The organism is Psychrobacter sp. CAL346-MNA-CIBAN-0220, from assembly GCF_040309805.1.
Taxonomy (GTDB): domain Bacteria; phylum Pseudomonadota; class Gammaproteobacteria; order Pseudomonadales; family Moraxellaceae; genus Psychrobacter.
Genome location: NZ_JBEOPF010000004.1, coordinates 19,144 through 33,854 on the forward strand (window position 1 = coordinate 19,144; position 14,711 = coordinate 33,854).

At 43.0% G+C, this 14,711-nt stretch carries 12 protein-coding genes and 1 tRNA gene; 10 read left to right on the forward strand and 3 right to left on the reverse strand.

Features of this window, described 5'->3' with window-relative positions; genetic code table 11:
* Window positions 1-404 precede the first annotated feature (404 nt).
* The 5 genes from AAEY88_RS09050 to AAEY88_RS09070 all read left to right on the forward strand — a co-directional run bounded on the left by AAEY88_RS09050 (window position 405) and on the right by AAEY88_RS09070 (window position 7,626).
* Window positions 405-1,661 carry an MFS transporter gene (locus AAEY88_RS09050; protein ID WP_350561626.1) on the forward strand — a complete coding sequence of 419 codons (1,257 nt, stop codon included), beginning with the start codon at window positions 405-407 and terminating at the stop codon, window positions 1,659-1,661.
* A gap of 222 nt (window positions 1,662-1,883) precedes the next feature.
* Window positions 1,884-2,738, forward strand: a complete 855-nt coding sequence (locus AAEY88_RS09055; RefSeq protein WP_407074445.1) for an arylesterase — start codon at window positions 1,884-1,886, stop codon at window positions 2,736-2,738.
* 32 nt (window positions 2,739-2,770) lie between these two features.
* On the forward strand, window positions 2,771-3,457 hold the full coding sequence (locus tag AAEY88_RS09060; RefSeq protein ID WP_350562049.1) for an ABC transporter ATP-binding protein: 687 nt from the start codon (window positions 2,771-2,773) through the stop codon (window positions 3,455-3,457).
* A 29-nt stretch (window positions 3,458-3,486) separates the two neighbouring features.
* A complete protein-coding gene (locus AAEY88_RS09065; protein WP_350562051.1) occupies window positions 3,487-6,090 on the forward strand; it encodes an FtsX-like permease family protein in 2,604 nt (867 codons plus the stop codon).
* Between the two features lie 189 nt (window positions 6,091-6,279).
* The gene (locus AAEY88_RS09070) at window positions 6,280-7,626 is read left to right on the forward strand and encodes a valine--pyruvate transaminase (protein ID WP_350561628.1); all 1,347 of its coding nucleotides are present in this window, start codon (window positions 6,280-6,282) and stop codon (window positions 7,624-7,626) included.
* Between the two features lie 616 nt (window positions 7,627-8,242).
* Here AAEY88_RS09070 and hisH read toward each other — a convergent pair.
* Both hisH and hisB read right to left on the reverse strand, forming a co-directional pair.
* Window positions 8,243-8,887 (reverse strand): imidazole glycerol phosphate synthase subunit HisH, encoded by a 645-nt coding sequence (gene hisH, locus AAEY88_RS09075; protein WP_350561630.1) that lies wholly within the window; start codon window positions 8,885-8,887, stop codon window positions 8,243-8,245.
* The gene (gene hisB / locus AAEY88_RS09080) at window positions 8,888-9,553 is read right to left on the reverse strand and encodes an imidazoleglycerol-phosphate dehydratase HisB (protein WP_350561632.1); all 666 of its coding nucleotides are present in this window, start codon (window positions 9,551-9,553) and stop codon (window positions 8,888-8,890) included.
* 373 nt (window positions 9,554-9,926) lie between these two features.
* On the opposite strand from hisB, the gene AAEY88_RS09085 reads away from it, so the two are divergent.
* Both AAEY88_RS09085 and AAEY88_RS09090 read left to right on the forward strand, forming a co-directional pair.
* Window positions 9,927-10,349: a hypothetical protein gene (locus AAEY88_RS09085; RefSeq protein WP_350561634.1), complete on the forward strand. Its 423-nt coding sequence runs from the start codon at window positions 9,927-9,929 to the stop codon at window positions 10,347-10,349.
* 142 nt (window positions 10,350-10,491) lie between these two features.
* Window positions 10,492-10,567: transfer RNA gene (locus AAEY88_RS09090), tRNA-Phe, on the forward strand.
* A 116-nt stretch (window positions 10,568-10,683) separates the two neighbouring features.
* On the opposite strand, the gene AAEY88_RS09095 is transcribed toward AAEY88_RS09090, so the two are convergent.
* Window positions 10,684-11,034: a hypothetical protein gene (locus AAEY88_RS09095; RefSeq protein ID WP_350561636.1), complete on the reverse strand. Its 351-nt coding sequence runs from the start codon at window positions 11,032-11,034 to the stop codon at window positions 10,684-10,686.
* Window positions 11,035-11,213: 179 nt separating this feature from the next.
* Here AAEY88_RS09095 and AAEY88_RS09100 point away from each other — a divergent pair, with 179 nt between their 5' ends.
* The 3 genes from AAEY88_RS09100 to AAEY88_RS09110 all read left to right on the forward strand — a co-directional run bounded on the left by AAEY88_RS09100 (window position 11,214) and on the right by AAEY88_RS09110 (window position 14,630).
* Window positions 11,214-11,711, forward strand: a complete 498-nt coding sequence (locus AAEY88_RS09100; protein WP_350561638.1) for a DUF4385 domain-containing protein — start codon at window positions 11,214-11,216, stop codon at window positions 11,709-11,711.
* 330 nt (window positions 11,712-12,041) lie between these two features.
* Window positions 12,042-12,716, forward strand: coding sequence for a phosphoglycolate phosphatase (locus AAEY88_RS09105; RefSeq protein ID WP_350562053.1), 675 nt, complete (start codon window positions 12,042-12,044; stop codon window positions 12,714-12,716).
* A gap of 204 nt (window positions 12,717-12,920) precedes the next feature.
* Window positions 12,921-14,630 (forward strand): formate--tetrahydrofolate ligase, encoded by a 1,710-nt coding sequence (locus tag AAEY88_RS09110; protein WP_350561640.1) that lies wholly within the window; start codon window positions 12,921-12,923, stop codon window positions 14,628-14,630.
* The last annotated feature ends 81 nt before the right edge of the window (window positions 14,631-14,711 follow it).

The following is a 14,711-nucleotide window of genomic DNA, read 5'->3' on the forward strand; positions in this document are numbered from 1 at the left end:
CTAAATATTGCTCATGAAATGTTAACTATTATGTGGCCAATATCGTAATAGCACCTCATAACTCGTAATACTACCAGCGTGTTACCATACGCTGGTAGTCGTCGTGTACCATCTGCTCTTATAATGGTGTTCAGTCTTGTTCAAGACTGAGTTAAATCAGATAAATATCAATCGCTTCCTGCGATACTCATTCTTGATGAGTGTTTTTACTAAATATCTTTATCTAACCGTTTTGCTCAACCTTTGAATATCTGCTTTCTGCAAGCTCTATACGTTTTTTCTAATTCTGACCGAACTCTCAATCACCGTCTTGTTGAATTTTCTTTGGTGTTATTTTGTGAGTGGCGGTTCTCCGGCGCTCTTTAATGACGTGTCCTTTTTCTTATTCTGATTGTCGTGCTGCTATGTCAACCCCTTCTGATTTACAATCCAAGCCTCGCTCGGATGTGCCAAAAGCGTTTAACCTACCCTCCTCACGCTTTACTTTTTGGCTGGTGCTAGGTGCCATGATTTTACTGGGCACTAATATGCGCGCCCCTATTGTTGCGCTCGGCTCGATCGCACCAGTGGTACAAGACGCCCTTAACATCTCTGAAACCCAAATCGGCTGGCTGGGTGCGGTGCCGATGCTGACCTTTGCAGTTGGTGCACTGATTGCCCCAACGATTGGGAAGCGTTTTGGTCTTGAGAATACTTTAATTGCGATGATTGTCTTTTTGACCATCGGTATGATTGTTCGTACCATCATCCCAACGTGGATTGGATTTTTGACTGGTACGGTTATACTTACCTTAGCCATCGGTTTTGCCAATACTTTAGCCGCTCCGGTGATCAAGCAGCGCACACCCAACCATATCCCCCTAGTGACTGGTCTGTTTAGCCTGACTATGACGGTAACCGCAGGGCTTGTGGCCGGAGTGGTACTGCCTTTATCTGAGTATATTGGTTGGCAATGGGCACTTGGTAGTTGGTCGTTCTTGGGTATCTTTGCGATTATTATCTGGATATTTTTGCGACTGCGTTTAGGCTCATCAAACAATCAAACGGCGGCGCTGGCCACGCTAGGTTCTTCAGATATCTCAATGTGGCGCACGCCATTTGCATGGCAGATTGCTATTTTTATGGGTTTACAGTCGTTATTGTTCTACACCGTGGCCAGCTTTTTACCCTCTATTTGGGTGAGTAAAGGTCTACCTGCGGTGATAGCAGGGCAGATGGGTTCAGTCTTTCAGTTCATGGCGCCGCTATCTATTTTAAGCTTAACTTGGCTGGTCAATCGTGGTCGTCCTATTCAGGCCTTGGCGGTGTTTGCCTCTATCTTAAATGTGATTGGTATATTGGGGATTACCTTTTTATCCACTGATCTGGCATGGTTATGGTCAGGAATCATGGGTCTTGGTTGTTCAGCTATTTTTACTTTAAGCATGATGCTGTTTTCACTGCGGACTTATACGGCCAATCAAGCAAGCGAGCTGTCCGGTATGGCACAAGCAGTCGGTTATATCATTGCATTTTTCGGTCCACTAGGTACCGGCTGGCTACATCAGGCAACTGGTAGTTGGGACTTACCTCTATTAATTATGTTGATTTTGATGATTGGTAACGTAGGTGTTGCGTGGCTGGTTAGTCGTCCGATAATGGTCGATGGGAAGCGGATATAATGCCTATAAAAGTGTGACATACCTGCTTGTTTTGGGCGTAATAGACAGATATTATTTACTTGCAATATCGTTCATCAATATCCGCTAAGCTCACTCTTGTACCTAACGCAGCAATATTGCTATTCTCAGGCGTGTTAAATATTCACAAATAGACTTTGTTGAATGTTTAACACGCCTTAATATTTGCTACACTAAACCGATTGGATATAGGACAAAATAACTATGATGAACGTATCATTCAGTTTAAATGGCCGTTTAGTAGCAGGTTCAGTAATACAACGCCCCTATCACTATATAGCCATTGCTATGCTGGCGGTAATTTTGACAATTAGTGGTTGCCAAAAAAATCCTGAACCAGTTGATATCACCGAGGAGCCCATTGCGAATGCTCAAGCTACTGGTAATCAAACGACTCACAATCAAACCGCTATTGAAACTACTCAGCAAGCAAATAGTCAATCCTTGACCATATTGGCACTGGGCGATTCACTCACTGAAGGTCTTGGCGTAGCAAATGATGCGAATTATCCCGCCCAGTTAGAGGCACGCCTTCAGCAGATGGGCTATAAAAATGTCAAGGTTATTAATTCAGGGTTGAGCGGTGAGACCAGCACGGGATTGGTTAATCGTTTGGACTGGGTCACCCAAACCAAACCTGATATTACTATTTTAACTATTGGCGCAAATGATGCTATTCGCGGTATTGATGTGGCAACCGTTGAGGCCAATATTCGTACCGCTGTCAAGCATTTACAGGACAATGGCAGCCAGGTCATCTTAGGCGGCATGCAGATTTATGACAATCTAGGCTCTGACTATGTCCAAGCATTTGCAGCAATGTATCCAAGAATAGCTCAGGATATGAACGTAACCCTCATTCCATTTATATTAAATGGAGTGGCAGCAGATCCAAATCTCAACCAAGCAGATGCGATTCATCCTACAGCCGAAGGATATACCATTATCGTTAACGACAATATCTTACCAATATTAGAACCTAAGATTGTGCAGATGCTGTCTACTAATACAAACGTGCCAGCACCAGTAGAGACAAAACCAATCGAGATCACACAATGACATCGCAATCAACAACCTCAACATCGCAATCAATGCCAATAACGATAGAAAAAGAAAAAGTGCTGTTGGTTGGCAAACAATTGAATAAAACCGTCCAGGTCGGTGAGCAGACGTTGTCTATTATTAAAGACGTCAATATTCATGTTGATGCTGGCGAATTCTTAGTGATTATGGGTAAGTCAGGCTCAGGAAAATCCACCTTATTGGGATTACTAGCGGCTCTAGATTACCCAGATAGCGGCTCAGTTGAATTGGCTGGTCAGCCATTAAGCACGCTTGATGAGGATGCATTAGCGGTTATCCGGCAGCGCGATATGGGCTTTGTATTTCAATCGTTTCATTTATTGCCCACATTAACAGTGGCTGAAAATATTGCTTTTCCACTCGATATTGCCCGGCGTCCAAATAAAGCAAGAGTGACTGAATTGATCGATGCAGTCGGATTGGGTCATAGGCGTAATAGCTTGCCCAACCAATTGTCTGGTGGTGAGCAGCAGCGCACAGCGGTGGCGCGCGCACTGGTATCACATCCTAAAGTGGTGTTTGCGGATGAGCCAACGGGTAACTTAGATGAACAAAATGCCAACCAAGTTATGCAGCTACTATTAGACTTACGCCAACAAGTGGGCTCGGCGCTAGTCGTCGTGACGCATGATGCCGCACTTGCCAAGATGGCTGATAGAGTGATTACCATGCACGATGGCCGGATTTTAGCATAGTGGATAATAAGTCAATGGATAGCCATTCAATGAATAATGAGCCATCAACGCAGTCTGTTGGTATGATAAGCCAAATACTTACTCGTACACTAGGGACACAAGCCTTAAGCCGCAGCTGGTGGCGACGCTGGGTCTATCCGGTCTTGTTTTTATTAACTTTAACATTGTCGCTTGCCACTTATCTGACCCTCGATTCCATTCAGCAATCGGTGAACACTTATATCAACGACAATCAGCGCGCGCTGGTCGGCGGGGATTTAGTATTAACCAGCAACCAAGACTGGCCAGTAGAAGTAGTCACGCAGGTGCAAACGCTCGCTGATACTCAAACAGTCTATGACTATCAGTTCAACGCTATGGTAGTGACTGATGAGCAAACCTTACTTGCCCGCGTAAAGGCAGTGTCATCTGCTTATCCGTTATACGGAGAGGTAGCGCTGGCGTCCGAAAAACCGTTATGGCAACAACTCACTACCGATAGCGTGGTGGTCGCCCCTGAAGTACTCAAAAGCTTAGACGTACGTGTGGGTGATCGTATTAACATTGGTGATGCACAATTTACCATTAGCGACGAGCTGGTCAAAGAGCCAGATCGTCCATTAACCGCCTTTGGTTTTGGCGGGCGCGTACTGATGCAACAAGATGCGTTGGCTGCGACTAACTTATTAGGTCAGCGCAGCCGTATTAGTTATCGTATTGAGCTGGCAGGTGACCCTGAGCTAATGGCCAGCCAGCGCGAGCAGCTAACGCAAATACTCGCAAACTATCCAGATATTGAGCTGTCCGATGCTGAGTCAGCAGACACCTCAGTATCGCGCATCTCCGATAATGTGCTAATGTTTTTAAAGCTATTGGTCATTGCAGTACTGTTGTTATCAGCGGTAGCGATGTATGGGGTGATTACCGCCTTTGTGACCAAGCAGCAGTCTAACAATGCGATTCGGATGGCCTTAGGTGAGCCTATAGGATCGATTAAAGGCAGCTATTATCGGTTGCTAATGGGAACAGCTGTAATAGCCTGTATTGCGGCGATATTGCTTAGCCTAGCTTTGCTTAAGATTGGTCAACCTTATCTTGCCGCTATTTTACCTGCTGATATTGGCCTGGCAATTAAGCCTATCAGTATTGTTAAAACTATCGTAATTGCGTTAGTACTGACTTTATTTATCACTCAACGCGGCCTTAGCACACTGAGCACGACTAAGCCTGCAACCCTTCTCAGCCAAGGTGCCAGTCAGCAGGCGCAACGCCTACCTTGGTATCGACAGCTACCGCTATTGTGGTATGGGCTGATGCTAGCAGGATTATATGCGTTTTTTGCCTATGAAGTACAATCATGGCTGCTTGCTGGGCAGCTGCTTATAGGATTGATTGGCTTCATTGCCATATTTTGGGCATTGGCACGCGGTTGGCTGTGGTTCCTGTCACGCTTGGCTACCTATAGTAAGATAGGTTGGATGCAGCGTATTGCTATCCATAACCTTGCTCGCAAAGGCAATCAGTCAGCGCTGTTCTTCGTTACCTTATCGTTATCGGTGGCGGTGCTGACCCTAATCACCACCCTTAATCACAGTATTAATGCACAGTTCGTTAATGCTTATCCTGAAGATGCACCCAACCTTTTTCTATTAGATATTCAAAGTGACCAACACGACGACATTAATAACTTAATTGGCGCGCCCGTCAGCTATTACCCCGTTATTCGCGCACGGGTGGTGACTGCTAATAATGTACCTGTGCAAGATATTGAGCCTGCTGAGGGGTTTGACGATCCTACCCGAGTCTTTAATTTAAGCTATGCCGATACGGTAATGGAAACTGAGTTTATAACCTCTGCTGTGCAAGATGACAAACTCTACACTCCTATTACTGCTGAGACTAAACAAGGCCAAGGAGCTGAACAACCAAACCAGCAAATTGCGCCACTATCTATTTTAGATACGGCGGCAAGCATGCTAAACGTTAAGATGGGCGATCAGGTACGCTTTAATATTCAAGGCATTGAGATTGTTGGTCAAATTACCAGTATTCGTACACGTTATGAGCGCGGTCCAAGTCCTTATTTTTACTTCTTATTTGAGCCTTCTGTATTGTCTGCCGCCCCGCAAATTCAATTTGCCACCGCTCATATGCCAGCCGATGATATCCCCGAGCTACAAGGTAAATTGGTACGCCGTTTCCCTGCGATTACCACTATTGATGGCACCGCAATCGCTAAGCAAGTCCAAGAGTTGGTTGTACAAATGAGCCGCTTGGTTTATATTTTTACCCTATTGGCATTGCTAACTGGGGTGATGGTGTTGATCAGCTCGTTATTATCTACCTCACAAGATCGTATGCAAGAAAGCGCGTCGTTCCGTTTGTTGGGGATGCAAAAGCGCGACTTATATACACTTAATATTTTAGAGCTTGGGCTGCTAGGTATCAGTGCTGCAGCGTTCGCAGTGACTATTGCAAGTCTTGGCGCTTGGGCAGTCATTACCTACTGGTTTAATTTGCAATTTAGTATGCCATGGATGAGTATCGGTGTCGGTACACTAGTGTTGCTCGCCTTATTATTGAGCATTTCGATTATTTATGTGCGCTTAGTGATTGGGCGCGGGATTATGGCACGAGTACGAGCAATGATTTAAGATAGCCGAATTCAAACAATTCTACTACGGTGTCAACCTTACTTATTGTACTCGAGGTAAGAGCTGCACTCAGTTTCTTTGTATCGAAATTACTTAGATTCGACTCTAGGCCTTTTTTAGCTTATTTAAAGTTTATCATTTGTTATACTAACCTTTAAGTTATCAACCTTATAAAAACATGGAATAGTTATGAATTTTTCAAAATTTGGGCAGAAGTTTACTCAGCCGACTGGCATTTCTCAGCTTATGGATGATTTAGGCGATGCGCTAAAAAGTGATCAGCCGGTTAATATGCTGGGCGGTGGTAATCCTGCCCGTATTGATGCGGTCAATGAATTGTTTCTACAGACCTTTCAAGCGCTTGGTAATGACGGAAGCTCTGGCAAAAATACTTCTGGTAAAAATGGCTCTGATGAATTATCAAGCACTGCTATCAATAGCATGAGTAACTACTCTAGCCCGCAAGGCGATGCTGATTTTATTGAGGCCTTAGTGGACTTCTTTAATCGTCATTATGATTGGAATTTGAGCGCTGAAAATATTGCCCTCACTAATGGCTCGCAAAACGCCTTCTTTTATCTATTTAATCTATTTGGCGGCGCGTTTACAGATGAGCAAAACCAGTCGGTAGATAAATCTATCCTACTGCCATTAGCGCCTGAATATATTGGTTATAGTGATGTGCATATCGATGGTCAGCATTTCACTGCCGTATTACCGCACATCGATGAAGTCACACATGATGGCGAGGAAGGATTCTTTAAATATCGCGTAGACTTTGAGGCGCTCGAACAATTACCGGCGCTCGTCGAGGGTCGTATCGGGGCGATTTGCTGCTCACGTCCTACCAATCCAACCGGCAATGTGCTAACCGATGAAGAAATGAGCCACCTAGCTGAAATTGCAAAACGCTATGATGTACCACTAATTATTGATAATGCTTACGGTATGCCCTTTCCCAATATCATTTATTCTGACGCGCATTTAACTTGGGATGACAATACGATTTTATGTTTTAGCTTATCCAAAATCGGCTTGCCAGGCGTACGTACCGGTATTATTGTTGCTCATCCTGAAGTCATTTCTGCGGTAAGCTCAATGAATGCAGTGGTCAATCTAGCCCCAACTCGCTTTGGTGCTGCCATTGCCACGCCATTAGTAAAAGACGACCGTATTAAGCAGTTATCTGATGAGGCTATTAAGCCTTTTTATCAGCAGCAAGCGAATACAGCCGTACGCCTGTTAAAAGAAGCTTTAGGTGATTACCCATTATCGATTCATAAGCCTGAGGGCGCGATATTTTTATGGTTGTGGTTTAAAGACTTACCTATTACTACTGTCGAGCTATACGAAATTCTTAAGGAAAAAGGCACTTTGATTGTTCCAAGTAAACACTTTTTTCCCGGTGTCGATGTTGATAACTATAAACATGCGCATGAATGTATTCGCATGAGCATCGCTGCTGATGAACAAACACTGATTGATGGTATTAAGGTCATTGGTAAAGTGGTAAGAGAGTTGTATGATAATAAATAGGTTAATGCCAATAACAGCCTATCTTACTTAAATTCATTTCAAAGTAGACCAGATCAATCTATGGTCGTTGTTTCAGTAGTCTGGTTGGTTTAGTAACTGATTGGAAAATCTTGGTCCATAAGGTAAGCGCGTAGAGCAGGTAAGAGAGCAGGCAAGTATTGATAAGATCATGGATGCTAGCCCTTAGCTCTGCGCTTCCTATCCCCGAGATACCTAGCTCTGTAATAGTATGGCGATTATCTAAATACTCGCCTAATAAGGCGATACAGGTCACCATGATTAAAGCAATAAATGACCTAATACTGTATTTTCTGAAAATCGGACGAAATAGGATTAAACTTAATAGGTAAACGCTGATGCCCACATAAATATGTAGGGCATCTTTGTCTAATCCTGTGGCATTCATGATGCCTATCTTAAAGGTATAAAAATCCACTGTGTATTCCACATATAAGAGAGTAGCAAATAACTCAGAATAAAATAAGAATAAAAAAGAGTTTGCGACAATGCAAGCTCTCTTGCACGAGGGCAAAGCAGTGCTTTGCTCCTTCCTCGCTCAGGCTACACATTTGCTAACCTACCCTACTGCTGAATCAAATATTTAATTCACGTTTATCTAAATATCCCAATCCACAAAATTCTTCAATAACTGCAAGCCTGCGCTATGGCTCTTTTCGGGATGGAACTGAGTGGCAAATAAGTTATCTTGCAAGATGCTGGCACAAAATGGCTGCCCATAATCACAAACAGCCGCTACTTGCTTGCTGTCTGCTGGCTCGCAATAATAGCTGTGCACAAAGTAAAAATGCGAGTGGTCTTCAATGCCATGCCACAGTGGATGATCAAAATCCATACCCTTGATGGTATTCCAGCCCATATGTGGCACTTTAATATGCGCATTGTTTTCATCGGTCCATGCTGGATCAAAAGCTTTTACCGTACCCTCTAAAATATCCAGACAAGGCGTACCACCATTTTCAGTAGAGTCAGTAAATAATGCCTGCATCCCCACACAAATAGCCATCACTGGCTTATTAAATACTGCATGACGTATCACCTCATCAATACCAGCCTCATGCATACCATCGATACAAGCACGCATCGCACCAACGCCAGGGAAGAAAATCTTATCCGCAGCCGCAACGACTTTAGGGTCATTGGTGATGGAGACTTCCGCACCGACTGCTGATAAAGCTTTACTGGCAGAGTGCAAATTGCCCATGCCATAATCTAATAGCGCAATTTTGGTTACTTTGCTCATTTAGAACGCCTCTTTAGTCGATGGCAAGGTATTTAGCGCCCGCTCATCATACTCGCACGCCATACGTAGCGCCCGTGCAAAGGCTTTAAAAGTACTTTCGATTTGGTGATGGCTATTTTTACCTTTTAGGTTGTCCAAATGTACCGTCATCCATGCATGATTAACAAAGCCATAGAAAAATTCGCTAAATAAATCCACATCAAACTTACCCACATGCGAGCGCGTAAATGGAATGTCCATATGTAAGCCGGGACGCCCTGAAAGATCGACTACCGCACGCGTCAATGCTTCGTCTAGTGGCGCATAAAAATGCCCGTAACGACGAATGCCTTTTTTATCCCCTAATGCTTTAGCGAACGCTTGCCCCAGGGTAATACCGGTATCTTCAACACTATGGTGATCATCAATAAAAGTATCACCAGTACACTTAATTTCCAAATCAAAAAGACCGTGACGCTTGATTTGGTCAATCATATGATCCAAAAACGGTACGCCTGTATCTACAGTGCCTTGACCTGTGCCATCAAGATTGACCGTGCAGGTTACTTGGGTCTCGGCAGTAATGCGCTCAACGGTGGCAGTACGCGCAGGACGGCCATGTAAATTATGGCTTGATAATGAAGATGGGTTTTGGTCTTGAGATTGTGCAGTAGAATTGGCGGTCATAACTACCCTCTATAAATATAAAGTCAATAAAATAGGGCTAAAAACATACCCAATATGTTCGAGATAAAGTCAAAGCGCTATGAAAATAATAAAGGCTGACTTTCAATAAAATACTTCTTAATAAATAGGTTAAACACTGACATACTTTATCCGGAGTCATTACTTCGTAATTAAACTCAAAAGTTAGGTTTCAATGACACAAAAAGCTCATAAAGTACGTTCTAGGTGTTATCTAACCTCATCATAGCAAACCCTAAGATTTACTGCCACGACCAAGCAGCAAACCACGCCCATATTTGTATAATTCTGCTAAAATAGGGCGTTCAGTATTATCAATCAACGCTGTATACGCACAATACGACAGGAACCAACTATGCCTTTAGAAGCGATTGCTATCAACAACTTAGATGCGCCCCTTATTCAAAAACCAGCTCGTGAGCACGAATTAGCTGAACGCTTGCAAGCCTTGTATGATGCCGATGACAATCAGCCTGATGGCGTTGAGGTGTTAAAGATTGTGGAGCAAGGCTTTCGACGTGGACAATGCTTCTATGTCGGCATGTTTAACGATAAGCCTATCGCTGCCGTTGGCTGTTTTGACGATGGACAAACCGATGCCAAACGCTTGCAATATTTAACCGTGCATCCGGAGAACCGTAATCGTGCCATTGATGCTAAGTTTATTAAGTTGGTTTATGATGCTGAAATCAAAAAAGGCGTGCGTCAATTTGTACCGGTTGATGCAGATATTCATCGTATCATGACTGAATATGAGCTGCTGCAGGTTAAAATCTAAATGTATTTATATACAATAATAACAAAAACTATTTTAGATTATTAGGCTATAACCGTCTATCTTTACTTTTTTATAGTAAATAACTCAAAAATAACTTGACAGCAAGCTCTATATTTAGTTTAATAGCGTCCTCAACGAAGACGGCTCGATAGCTCAGTCGGTAGAGCAACGGATTGAAAATCCGTGTGTCGGCAGTTCGAACCTGCCTCGAGCCACCATTTCGTTATTAGAATTTTAAAAGCCCCGAACAGCAATGTTTGGGGCTTTTTTATGTCTTTATTTTATTGGCTTATCATTACTATGCTGATGATGGTCAGGTGGATATCTTCATTTTTTAATGTAGTCGGTCTCTTAATAATAGCTCGCAACGCTCACGCGAATCTAAATCATAGATGGTAGCGTGATAATCAATGCCATACTGCCCTTCAAAAAACACGACCCGATCACCGACTGCTAAATAACAAAATTTGCGTGCATCGTAAATAAAGTCATCAATCACAAAAGCCACATCGCGATCTATCTCTTTCACCGTATAGGTTTCACCTTGGGGTATCAAGCGCTCAAACCAAGCACTATGGGCGTTACTGCTACTCAACACAGTGCCTATTAGTAATAGTCCTAGCGTCACTATCATGGTACTTAATGATACGGTATACGCTTGCTTATCTCTGATAAACTTATTCATTATAATCTGACCTATTTATATTTTTTGCTAAGAGCTTGCTATTCAGCGTTTATTTTTGATAAAAAGTAGCATCGTATTCTAAAGAGCGACTATCACAGTCTAATAACATTTTTGTGCTATTTTTTACGCCAGTGCGCTCAGTATACTAAAATCAGTGACGGTCTAGCAGGTAACAAGCTATGAGAGAGTTTGATTACGATTTGGATTATAAGAATTTAGACTTGCGGGTGCAACCTGAGTTATATCGTATCGGTCGCGGTGAGCAAGGCGTGCTATTGGTTGAGCCCTATAAATCTGAAATCTTGCCCCATTGGCGCTTTGCCACTCCTGATATCGCAACAGAAAGCAGCGAGACGATTTATCAGATGTTTTTAGATTATTTGGCTGCTGATGACTTTGTCGGTGCTGATATGGCGCGTAAGTTCATCCAAATGGGCTATACGCGGGCGCGGCGCTATGCCAATCATAAAGGTGGCAAAAAGTACAAAGGCGCAGTCCCTGACGACAAAAAAGGTCAAAGCGGTGCGCATGGTCGTGCGGAACTACCACGCCAACAAGAAGATCCTATCAAAGCTGAGTCTGCACGTATCTTTAAACAGAAATGGGATTGTTGCCGAGAAAATGAAACGTATCTGGCAATGAAAGCTGAGCACCGTCAGCGTTATCAAGAGATTTAATAGTGCAGAAAATCCTCTATAAGCATCCAAAATCATTAAAGATATGAATAGGCTTCGTCTTTTTTGTAAGGCGCCTGTTGCAGATAGGATTTAGCAGAGACAAACAAACGACTTTAAGAACTCGTAAGCAACAAATTTGAGTGTTTTTTATTAAATTTCTATGAAATACGTTTACCAGTTTTATTTTGGAATAAATAGTCCTAGAACAACAGCGTAAAAAATCTAGATGCAAGATTCTGCTATGCTAAGGTAATAAGTATTTTAAAAAAGCTGATGTATAAATAAAACAAGCGCAAAACTTTAAACGGTAAGGGATAATGAGAACCAATGATGAATAAAAAACTTTTGATTTTTGATTTTGATGGTACCTTGATTGATAGCGTACCTGATTTGGCTGATGCTGCTAACCTTATGCTCACGCAATTGGGCAAAGCAAATTATCCCATTGATACCATAAAAGAGTGGGTAGGGAATGGTGCACGAGCCTTGGTTGAACGTGCCTTATCTGGCAGCGTTGAAGTTGATAAAAGCTTATCTGTAGCAGAGATTGAAGCTGCTGAGCAATTGTTCTTTACCGCTTATGCTGAGCATGACGCTAGCAAAACAACCTCTTACCCTGATGTCGACCAAGGTTTACAACAGTTAAAGGCTGCGGGATTTACTTTAGCGTTAGTCACTAATAAACCCATTCGCTTTGTACCAAAAATTCTGGAGGGCTTAGGTTGGTCGCCCTTATTTGATATGGTATTAGGTGGTGATAGCCTACCTCTCAAAAAGCCAGATCCCGCACCACTACTCCATGTTTGTGAGACTCTTAAATTTAACCCAGCCGAAGCTATCATGATTGGTGATTCGATCAATGATATCTCAGCAGGTAAGAATGCTAACATCGATACCATCGGACTGTCTTACGGTTATAACTACGGAAAATATATTAGCGAGAGTAATCCCAATCAAGTTTTTGAAAATTTCGCAAACTTGCTTGATTATCTATTAGCACCATAGTTTTTAATTTCATAGATTTTAACGTCCTAACTTTTAACACCCTAACTTTTAACACCCTGAGTGTAACTTTACACCGATAAACTTTAACGATATGCACATGTCACGTCCTTCTCAAAAACTAAAATAGCGAGTATGACGACGCTATTTTTTTGGGCCCAATACAAAATGATATAAAGTAATATAAAAATTAAAGAGACCTTTAACATGACCGTACCTAGCGATATTAGCATCGCCCAAAACGCTACCTTACAGTCAATTAATAGTATTGCCGAAAGAATTGGCCTATCTACCAATAATATAGAACCTTATGGGCATTATAAGGCGAAGATAAATCCGAACGATGTGTTTGCCAAGCCTGTTAAAGCCAAACGTAGCAAATTGATATTGGTCACTGCGATTAATCCGACGCCTGCTGGTGAAGGTAAAACCACGATCACTATCGGCCTAGCTGACGCTTTAAACCGATTACATCAACAGCAAAAGTCTGGTGAGCTAACGATGGTTGCCTTACGTGAGCCGTCATTAGGCCCGGTATTTGGTATGAAAGGCGGTGCGGCTGGTGGCGGTTATGCGCAAGTGTTGCCGATGGAAGATATTAATCTGCATTTTACCGGTGATTTTCATGCTATTGGCGCGGCAAACAACTTACTAGCCGCAATGCTGGATAATCACATTTACCAAGGTAATAAGCTGAATATTGACCCAAAACAAGTGTTTTGGCGGCGAGCAGTAGATATGAATGACCGCCAGCTACGCAACATCATTAACGGTATGGGCAAAACTACCGATGGCGTCATGCGTGAAGATGGCTTTGATATCACTGTCGCCTCTGAAGTGATGGCTATTTTTTGCTTGGCGACAGATTTAGCCGATTTAAAACAGCGTTTGGGTAATATTTTAGTCGCTTATAATAAAGACAAACAGCCCATTTATGCCAGAGACCTTAATGCCCATGGCGCTATGACCGCCTTACTAAAAGAGGCGCTCAAGCCTAACTTGGTACAAACCATTGAGGGCACGCCAGCCATTGTCCATGGCGGTCCCTTTGCTAATATCGCCCATGGCTGTAACTCGGTGATTGCCACCCGCGTTGCCATGCATTTGGCAGATTACACTCTTACCGAAGCTGGCTTTGGCGCTGACCTAGGTGCGCAGAAGTTTTGTGATATTAAATGTAGGCTCTCAGGGCTCATGCCAGATGCTGCTGTTATCGTGGCTACTATTCGGGCGTTAAAATACAATGGTGGCGTTGCGAAAAATGAGCTGATGACTGAAAACTTGCCAGCGCTTGAACAAGGTCTACCAAACTTATTCAAACACATCGAAAATATGCAAGAGGTGTACGGCCTGCCGGTAGTCGTCGCCATTAACCAGTTTATCAGCGACACCGATGCCGAAGTAGAGATGGTACGGCAAGCTTGCCGGGTGAAAGATGTGGAGGTTGCTCTAACTCAAGTTTGGGAAAAAGGCGGCGCGGGCGGGGAAGCGCTAGCGAATGCACTGCTTAAGCTACTTAATGATAATAAAGATAAGCCTAGCCAATTCCGTTTGGCTTTTGACAATGATAATAGCATTGAGTATAAAATTCGCACGGTTGCCCAGCGTATTTATGGGGCCAAGGATATTGATATCAGTAGACTTGCGCAGACCAAAATTCGCCAATTAGAAGCGCTCAATCTAGATAAAATGCCTATCTGTATCGCCAAGACTCAATATTCATTAAGCGATGATGCTAAGCTGCTCGGGCGACCTACCGGCTTTGATATCCATGTGCGCGATATCAGTATTTCATCCGGTGCAGGGTTTATTGTGGTTATCTGTGGGCCTATTATGAAAATGCCAGGCCTACCCAAACGTCCTTCAGCCGAGCGTATTGATGTAGACGACGCTGGTAATATTACTGGCTTATTCTAGATAATATTATTTTCAAAAGTTTGGTTACTATTGTTTGTTCGGCAGATACTAATTAAACAATAGTCACAAATAAATACCTGC